This window comes from Chitinivorax sp. B, from assembly GCF_005503445.1.
Lineage (GTDB): Bacteria > Pseudomonadota > Gammaproteobacteria > Burkholderiales > SCOH01 > Chitinivorax.
The window spans coordinates 110,819-118,482 of the sequence record NZ_SCOH01000014.1 but is presented as its reverse complement, the minus strand read 5'-3'; the positions used below and the strand labels follow the sequence as shown (position 1 = coordinate 118,482).

The window sequence follows — 7,664 nt, the reverse complement described above, 5'->3', positions numbered from 1 at the left end:
GCGCCAGCTCCAGCTCCAGCTCCAGCTCCAGCTCCAGCTCCAGCTCCAGCTCCAGCTCCAGCTCCAGCTCCAGCTCCAGCTCCAGCTCCAGCTCCAGCTCCAGCTCCAGCTCCCCAGGTTACAGCCGAACCTGCACTGGCTGCAACAGCCATTTCGGCACCTGCCAGTGGGTTCATTCCGCGTTCGACATTGCAACAAGAACTGGTCGATGAAAAACAGGGGGAAGCAGCTGTCACGAACCCGGCAGCAACCGACACAAAGACGGATATCGAAGAAATTGAAATTGCCGTCCCAAGCTTCGCAATCCCCGATGAATCCTTCGCAGCAGCTTCAGCGCCCAGCACCACTTCAGTTGATGCGTTCATCGATGCTATCAGCCCACAATTTAATGAACCGGATATTGCATCATCGACGACATCTGCACCGCTGGATAATCTGCCGACCATCAACATAGATCCCAACACCGCCACCGTAGCCGAATTCACGACAACTGATATCGGTAGCACCGATCAACCACCACGTTATATCGAACCGGAACTGGATCTGGATGTTTGTCCACCACATGAGCAAGACGCACAACCATTACCGCGCCAATCGCGTGTGTACCGACCTGAAACCTCACTAGACCCGCTAGTATTGGAAGAACCCGAAACATCAAGTAAGTGGCGTCCGGCCTGGGCACTAATGAGTATGATCGCATTGTTGGGTCTGGGCACTCAATTGATGTACTCCTATCGCACTCAACTGGCCACCCAATTTCCAGGTAGTCGGCCTTATCTGGAACAAGCCTGCTCATTGGTCGGTTGCTCGGTACCTTTACCCGCCGACGAGAATCTGGTGACCCTGGAATCATCTGAACTGACACCCGATACAGAACACCCCAATCTCATCAAGTTGTCTGCCACGTTACGCAACCGCGCACCGTACGAACAAGCATTACCAATGATGGAACTGACACTGACCGACAACAACGAGCAAACCGTTGTCCGTAGAGTTTTCGAACCGAAACAATATCTTGATCCATCTCAGCCACTGACAGGCATGCCACCCAATGCGGAAATCAATGCCAGATTATCGTTGGATGTCGGTGAGGTGAAAGCATCTGGCTATCGTGTGTTTTTGTTTTTTGCACAAAAAAGTCGATGAACCGCAGCGTTGGTGGATTTGCCAACACCTATGGAATGTATGCCTATAATGAGGTGAACCCGCGCCGGCATGGGGCGGGCATTACAGGAGACCAACCAGATGGCAACCATTTTGCTCAACGGCGAGCCGATTGGCGTAGGTGGACGTTTTCCCCGGCCGGGTGACATTGCGCACAGCTTCATGCTCGTCAACACGGATCTGAAAGATGTATCGCTAAGTCAATATACCGGCAAACGCAAAGTCATCGCGGTCGTACCCAGCCTGGATGCCGCCATCGGCTTGACCATCGCTCGCCGATTGAATGCGATGGCTGACCAGTTTCCCAACACGGTCACGATCATCGTGTCGGTTGACACGCCCTATGCTCAGGCCCGCATTGTGGCAGTGGAAGAATTCCGAAATATCGTGACACTCTCGACCCTGCGTGGCCGTGATTTTCACAAGGATTACGGTGTCATGATCACCGATTATCCACTATCAGGTCTAATGGCCACCGCTACCGTCGTGCTAGACGAGAACGATACAGTGTTGCATTCGGAACTTGTCTCCGAATTGGCGAACGAACCCAATTACCAAGCGATTGCAGACGCACTCGCTCCCCCCCAACAATAAACAGAAAGGATTCATGCATGGCATCCGTCACGCTCGGTGGCAACCCCATTTCCGTCAATGGTGATCTACCACAGACAGGTAGCACAGCCCCCGCGTTCAACTTGGTTGGCATTGATCTGGCTGATGTTAGCTTGGACAGCTTCGGTGCAAAACGCAAGATTCTGAATATCTTCCCTAGTATCGACACCCCGACTTGTGCGCTTTCGACCCGCAAGTTCAACGCTGCTGCCAGTGATTTGCACAACTCTGTCGTACTGTGCATCTCGGCTGATTTGCCGTTTGCACAGAAGCGCTTCTGCGGTGCCGAAGGCTTGAATAATGTCGTCACCTTGTCGACCATGCGTGGTCGCAACTTTCTGAAAGACTACGGCGTAGAAATTCTGGATGGCCCACTGGCAGGTGTTGCCGCACGCGCGGTTGTTGTACTTGACGAAAACAACAAGGTGCTGCACTCGGAACTGGTTAGCGAAATTCGAAACGAGCCTGACTATGGTGCAGCATTAGCGGCGCTAAAGTAACAAACCACCATTGAAGTTGACCTGCATACGGAGTATCACCAGATGCTCCGTCATGTTTTATGGCAAGCCTGATAATCCGTCGTGCCGTCCAGTACACAACGAACCAGCCACAGACAGTGTGCCTATCCACCGTACCCCATGCAATGATTGCCGCATTCGATCCTGGTTTCCTCGCCCGTAGCCCGATTCTCTCGACCTTAAGCTGGCTTGCTCCACAACTAGACTGGCAAGATTGGCCTAGCCAACACCAATTGGATACGCTAAACAGTCCACATGACGGCCCTGTCATACCACGCTTCCGCTACCCGACCGACAACGAAGCGGAGGCCACTTACTATGAATGGACGGTCTACCAGCATCGAACGGTCCCAACACGCCGGGAAAATTGGCACGACCTGTTCAATGCCTTGTGCTGGCTGACCTTTCCACGAATCAAGCACGCACTCAACCTACGTCATATTGACGAATTGAAACAACAAAACGGATTGCACCAACGTACACGCAAACGGGATGCAGCCACCCTATTGGACGAATCCGGGATTTTACTGGCTTACACAGACACACAACTCATCGATGCCTTGAACCAGCACCACTGGAACAAACTGTTTGTGTCAAACAGACAAGCCTGGGGAAAACAAATTCAACCTTTTGTCATTGGCCACGCATTGCTTGAACGCGCGCATCAGCCTTTTATTGGCATGACAGCCAAGGTATTGCCAGTCAGGGTCGAAGCAGACTTTTTCTCGCTCCCGCACACCATCCAATTGGCACAGCTTGACAAAATTGTCTCTGTCGCTTTTGCTGACACAGCGTTTCTCTCCACACCTAGAGAAATGCCCCCACTCCCACTACTAGGTATACCTGGCTGGCACCCGGACAACCTCAATCCAATGTTCTATCAAAACCTTGATTACTTTCGCCCCAAGCGAGATCAAACAGCAGCAGAAAAATAAAACAACGTTTTATCAGTTAGATACAAAAATTAACCTTGTTCAATAAATAGGCTTTCCGCTAAAATTAGCGGTTTTACTCAAAATCTCCCAGCATCCGAATATTCAGAACAATGGCTTAGTGTGTGCGCTGTGCTAATGTTTCAAGGGATGGATCATTTCAAAAACGAGCGTTGAAACTTGGAACCCGCACTGCACTTTTCAGTAATTCGACATGCTGCCTGGGCACCTGGCCTGGATCACCTGGAAGCTTGGCAAGCGTGGGCCTCCGGCTTGTTGGACATGGCGGCAGAAGGCGAGCCTGGATTGTCGGCCATGGCACCAATGCTACGTCGTCGGGCCGGTCGCCTTGATCGGCTGGCCTGTGAAGTGGGCTATCAGGTCATGTCAGATGAAACCGGCATACCTGTCGTTTTCTGTTCACGCCATGGTGCTGCAGAGCGTTCGCTGGCCTTGTTGAACGAACTGACACTGGGCCAACCTTTATCACCTACAGCTTTTGGTATGTCAGTACATAATGCCACCAGCGGCTTGTTTTCAATTGCCCGCAAGGATACTGCCAATGCCACTGCACTGGCTGGGGGCTCCCTATCAGGTGTTGCTGGCGTCGTAGAAGCCTGTGGATTGCTGCAAGATAGAGCAGACCATGTATTGGTGATTGTGGCTGACAGCCTACTACCCAATGCCTACCGACATTTTGCAGATGAACCAGATCGAGCATTTGCCTGGGCATGGTTGCTGGGCAAAGCAAGTACTGACAATCATTTCAGCCTACACGCCGAGCCTATAGTAACCAACAACGAATTACTACCGGATTGCCCAGGTTCACTGGCACCGCATCGTTTCCTGCTACGTCAGGATGCAATGCTTCGGCAATCCGATGAATACGGTAATACCTGGTTCTGGCACCGTCATGCTTGACACGTTAGGCCGCTATTGGCGAGTGCTTGGCACCGGCATCAGCTTCATGGCATTTGGCTTGGGTGGGCTGGTACTGCGAGTACTGATCTTTCCGTTACTCAATCTATTTGTTTGGAAAAACCGCCTGCGTGTGGCGGTTTCCCGAGAAGTCATCCGGCTGACATTCCGTTGCTTTGTTGGCCTGATGAAGGGACTTGGGGTGCTGCGATATGACGTCATCGGCCTGGAAAAACTTAACCGCCGCGGCCTGCTGATACTAGCCAATCACCCGTCCCTAATCGATACCGTATTCCTGATGGCATTCGTCAAAAATGCGGATTGCGTGGTCAAGGCAGCATTGTGGCGAAACCCGTTTACTCACGGACCAGTCCGCGCAGCGGGTTATATAATGAATGATTCAGGTGTGGAACTGGTAGACGACTGTGTTACTTCGCTGGCATCAGGCGGCAATTTGATCATCTTTCCTGAAGGCACACGCACACCCAAGCATGGCCAAATCCAACTCAAACGCGGTGCCGCCAATATTGCCGTGCGCGGAGTACGGAATATCACACCTGTCATCATCCAATGCACCCCACCTACCTTGAGTAAGGGGGAAAGATGGTGGCGAGTACCGCCACGACGTGTCTATTTCCGCATTGAAGTCCGTGACGACATTGCGGTACAGCCGTTTATCGAACAATCAGGGCAGCCCACTTTGGCAGCCCGGCAACTCACGCAGTATCTGGAACACTATTTCATTCACGAGAGCCAAAACCATGCAGTCGCTTGAAGACGAAGTAAAACAACTGATCATTGATTCCCTGCAATTGGAAGATATGACGCCAGCCGACATCGATGCTGATGCTCCCTTGTTTGTTGAAGGGCTTGGCCTGGATTCAATCGATGCCCTCGAACTGGGTGTAGCACTGCAAAAGCGTTACGGCATTCACCTGTCTGCCGATTCAGAAGAAACCCGCAAACATTTTTCATCAGTCAGCAGCCTGGCGGCCCTGATTGCAAGCCATAAGCAGTAATGGAGCCAACCATGACGCAAGACGAAATCTACCAAATGATCGTCGATGTGTTGCATGACACATTTGAACTGGATCCCGCCAAAATTACCCGTGATGCCAACCTTTACACAGACCTGGATATTGACAGCATTGATGCAGTCGATCTGGCAGTCAAACTCAAGCAATTGACCGGTAAGCGGCTGACCGCAGAATCTTTCAAAACAGTTCGTACGGTACAGGATGTCATCAACGCCATCGAAGCATTGACCAAGGAATAGACAGGCCATTATCGGTGTTGCGAAATGTATTGATTGCGGTGATCACCGTGCTTTATCCCTTTGCCATTTGGCTTGGACAAGCACATGTTGAACCGAGAATGCTGGCATTGTTGTTGGTGGTCATTTTGCTATTGCGGGTCAACAGTAGTGGTTTGATGGCAGGTAAAGGCTGGCTCGCCGCAGCAGGGGTACTCCTAATTGCGGTAATGATCAGTAATAGCGCCTTGCCACTCAAGCTTTACCCCGTGCTAGTCAATGTGGCCATGTTGGCAGTCTTTGGCTGGAGCCTTTTCCATCCCCCCAGTGTCGTTGAACGATTGGCAAGACTGAGGGAACCAGACCTGCCAGCATTTGCAGTAGCCTATACCAGGCGTGTCACTCAGGTCTGGTGTGCATTTTTTGTGGTCAATGGCTCAATCGCCTTTGTAACTGCCTTATGGGCAACACCTCAGGTTTGGTCGTTATATAACGGACTAATCGCCTATTTATTGATGGGTGTCTTATTTGCTGTCGAATATTGCATACGCTTGCACGTCAAGCGAAAACATCATGCCTGATCTGCTGCTGACCTGCTTGAATGTCCCTACATCAGAAGACTACCTAGTGGCCCTACATCGTCAGGGTTGTGTTTCATACAGCCAGTTTCTTCAGGCCGTTCGGGCAAAGTACACCTTATTGAGCAAAACACCGGGATCGGCACTAGCACTATACGAAACCGATGGTATTCAGTTTGCCACAACCCTTTTCGCAGCCTGGCATGCGGGTAAATCTGTCTATCTTCCCGGCAATATTCTGCCAGCAACAATTGAACAGTTGCAGCACCATGTTGACCACTTTGTAGGCGAGTTTCCCACAAGTTGTCGTCCACTTCCGCTCAACGCCCTGACTATACGCGGTGATGATGACACCAGCTTGCCACCCTTATCGCCCAGCTTCCCTGGCGTTGTGGTGTTCACCTCCGGTAGCACAGGCGAACCACAGGCTATTGCCAAACAATTACATCAGTTGGCCAACGAAGTTGCCACATTGCAGCAGGTATTTGGTGAGCAGCTTGTACATACCTGTACGGTTGCCACCGTATCGCACCAGCATATCTATGGGCTACTGTTCAAAATTTTATGGCCGCTAGCCAGTCAACGCCCATTCTGGTCAGAAAGCCTCATATTTCCAGAGGCATTCTCCGAAGTATTGGCAATGCGTCCTGCCATTTTGATTTCCAGTCCAGCACACTTGAAGCGCCTGCCAGATACACTGGACTGGCAAGTCGCACGAGCACAGACCCATGCTGTATTCTCTTCTGCCGGACCGCTACCTGATGATGCAGTGCCATTGATCACTGCCCGCTTGGGTAAAACGCCCATGGAAGTGTACGGCAGCTCAGAAACCGGTGGCATTGCTTGGCGGCAACGCACCAATGATCTGAATCTTGGCTGGACGACGTTTCCAGGCGTCCAGATTCAGATCGAAAATGAGCTGCTTATAGTGCAATCCCCTCATTTGCCAGACACCACTTGGTATGGCACTGCTGATCGGGCCTCCATTCAGGACAATACCCATTTTGTATTGCTTGGTCGCAATGATCGTATCGCCAAGATTGAAGGCAAGCGCGTATCACTGGTCGCAGTTGAAAATGCTCTGCAGGCTTGTGGGTGGACGCAGGCTTCTCGCGTATTGATGCTGCCGGATACTCGGGAACACTTGGCCGCCGTACTGGAGCTCAATGATACCGGGCGTGTCAAGCTGGCCCAAATCGGCAAAACACAAATGATCCGGCAACTACGCCAGCAACTTGCCAACAGTATTGAGCCAGTCGCCCTACCCAGACGTTGGCGTTTCATCCGCAACTTACCGACCGACAGTCAAGGCAAGTGCAGCTTGTCTGCACTGGCTCAACTGTTTGCCCCCACCCAGGCCACAACATTGACTGCTTTCCAAAATGAATCCAATGCTTGTATGACTCTCGCGGTTACGCCGGATCTGCTCTATTTCGATGGCCACTTCCCACAAGCGCCGGTGTTACCTGGTGTTGCACAGGTTGATTGGGTTATCCGGGAAGGACGTAGCCGCTTTGGTATTACCGGGCAATTTACACGCATGGAAGCATTGAAGTTCCAGCGTATTATTCACCCAGGCATGCAAGTGGAACTGGAGCTGGATTGGCGCTCAGACAAGCAAGCTCTCTCCTTTAAGCTAAGCTCCAGCGCGGGGCTGCATGCCAGTGGCCGAGTCATATTCGAGTAGCCC

10 protein-coding genes are annotated in these 7,664 nt (G+C 51.7%); all 10 read left to right on the top strand.

Going from position 1 to position 7,664, the window contains the following annotated elements; genetic code table 11:
* On the top strand, window positions 1–1,146 hold a 1,146-nt coding region (locus FFS57_RS10905), incomplete at its 5' end, for a DUF3426 domain-containing protein (RefSeq protein ID WP_171013838.1).
* Between the two features lie 99 nt (window positions 1,147–1,245).
* Window positions 1,246–1,758 carry a thiol peroxidase gene (gene tpx, locus FFS57_RS10900; RefSeq protein WP_137937819.1) on the top strand — a complete coding sequence of 171 codons (513 nt, stop codon included), beginning with the start codon at window positions 1,246–1,248 and terminating at the stop codon, window positions 1,756–1,758.
* 17 nt (window positions 1,759–1,775) lie between these two features.
* A complete protein-coding gene (gene tpx, locus FFS57_RS10895; RefSeq protein ID WP_137937818.1) occupies window positions 1,776–2,276 on the top strand; it encodes a thiol peroxidase in 501 nt (166 codons plus the stop codon).
* A 59-nt stretch (window positions 2,277–2,335) separates the two neighbouring features.
* Window positions 2,336–3,229 carry a DUF3025 domain-containing protein gene (locus FFS57_RS10890; RefSeq protein WP_137937817.1) on the top strand — a complete coding sequence of 298 codons (894 nt, stop codon included), beginning with the start codon at window positions 2,336–2,338 and terminating at the stop codon, window positions 3,227–3,229.
* A gap of 177 nt (window positions 3,230–3,406) precedes the next feature.
* On the top strand, window positions 3,407–4,147 hold the full coding sequence (locus tag FFS57_RS10885) for a beta-ketoacyl synthase chain length factor (RefSeq protein ID WP_137937816.1): 741 nt from the start codon (window positions 3,407–3,409) through the stop codon (window positions 4,145–4,147).
* A complete protein-coding gene (locus FFS57_RS10880; protein WP_137937815.1) occupies window positions 4,140–4,919 on the top strand; it encodes a lysophospholipid acyltransferase family protein in 780 nt (259 codons plus the stop codon). The genes FFS57_RS10885 and FFS57_RS10880 overlap by 8 nt, the downstream gene beginning before the upstream one ends.
* Window positions 4,906–5,163 carry a phosphopantetheine-binding protein gene (locus FFS57_RS10875; protein ID WP_137937814.1) on the top strand — a complete coding sequence of 86 codons (258 nt, stop codon included), beginning with the start codon at window positions 4,906–4,908 and terminating at the stop codon, window positions 5,161–5,163. The genes FFS57_RS10880 and FFS57_RS10875 overlap by 14 nt, the downstream gene beginning before the upstream one ends.
* A gap of 11 nt (window positions 5,164–5,174) precedes the next feature.
* Complete coding sequence (locus FFS57_RS10870) at window positions 5,175–5,420, top strand: acyl carrier protein (protein ID WP_137937813.1); 246 nt, start codon at window positions 5,175–5,177, stop codon at window positions 5,418–5,420.
* Between the two features lie 14 nt (window positions 5,421–5,434).
* On the top strand, window positions 5,435–5,977 hold the full coding sequence (locus FFS57_RS10865) for a COG4648 family protein (RefSeq protein ID WP_171013836.1): 543 nt from the start codon (window positions 5,435–5,437) through the stop codon (window positions 5,975–5,977).
* Window positions 5,970–7,661: an ApeI family dehydratase gene (locus FFS57_RS10860; protein WP_137937811.1), complete on the top strand. Its 1,692-nt coding sequence runs from the start codon at window positions 5,970–5,972 to the stop codon at window positions 7,659–7,661. The genes FFS57_RS10865 and FFS57_RS10860 overlap by 8 nt, the downstream gene beginning before the upstream one ends.
* Window positions 7,662–7,664 lie beyond the last annotated feature (3 nt).

Excerpts from the sequence above, each read along its gene's own strand:
- tpx (WP_137937819.1), top strand. The coding sequence starts at position 1,246 with ATGGCAACCATTTTGCTCAACGGCGAGCCGATTGGCGTAGGTGGACGT.
- tpx (WP_137937818.1), top strand. The coding sequence starts at position 1,776 with ATGGCATCCGTCACGCTCGGTGGCAACCCCATTTCCGTCAATGGTGAT.
- FFS57_RS10890 (WP_137937817.1), top strand. The coding sequence starts at position 2,336 with ATGGCAAGCCTGATAATCCGTCGTGCCGTCCAGTACACAACGAACCAG.
- FFS57_RS10880 (WP_137937815.1), top strand. The coding sequence starts at position 4,140 with ATGCTTGACACGTTAGGCCGCTATTGGCGAGTGCTTGGCACCGGCATC.
- FFS57_RS10875 (WP_137937814.1), top strand. The coding sequence starts at position 4,906 with ATGCAGTCGCTTGAAGACGAAGTAAAACAACTGATCATTGATTCCCTG.
- FFS57_RS10870 (WP_137937813.1), top strand. The coding sequence starts at position 5,175 with ATGACGCAAGACGAAATCTACCAAATGATCGTCGATGTGTTGCATGAC.
- FFS57_RS10860 (WP_137937811.1), top strand. The coding sequence starts at position 5,970 with ATGCCTGATCTGCTGCTGACCTGCTTGAATGTCCCTACATCAGAAGAC.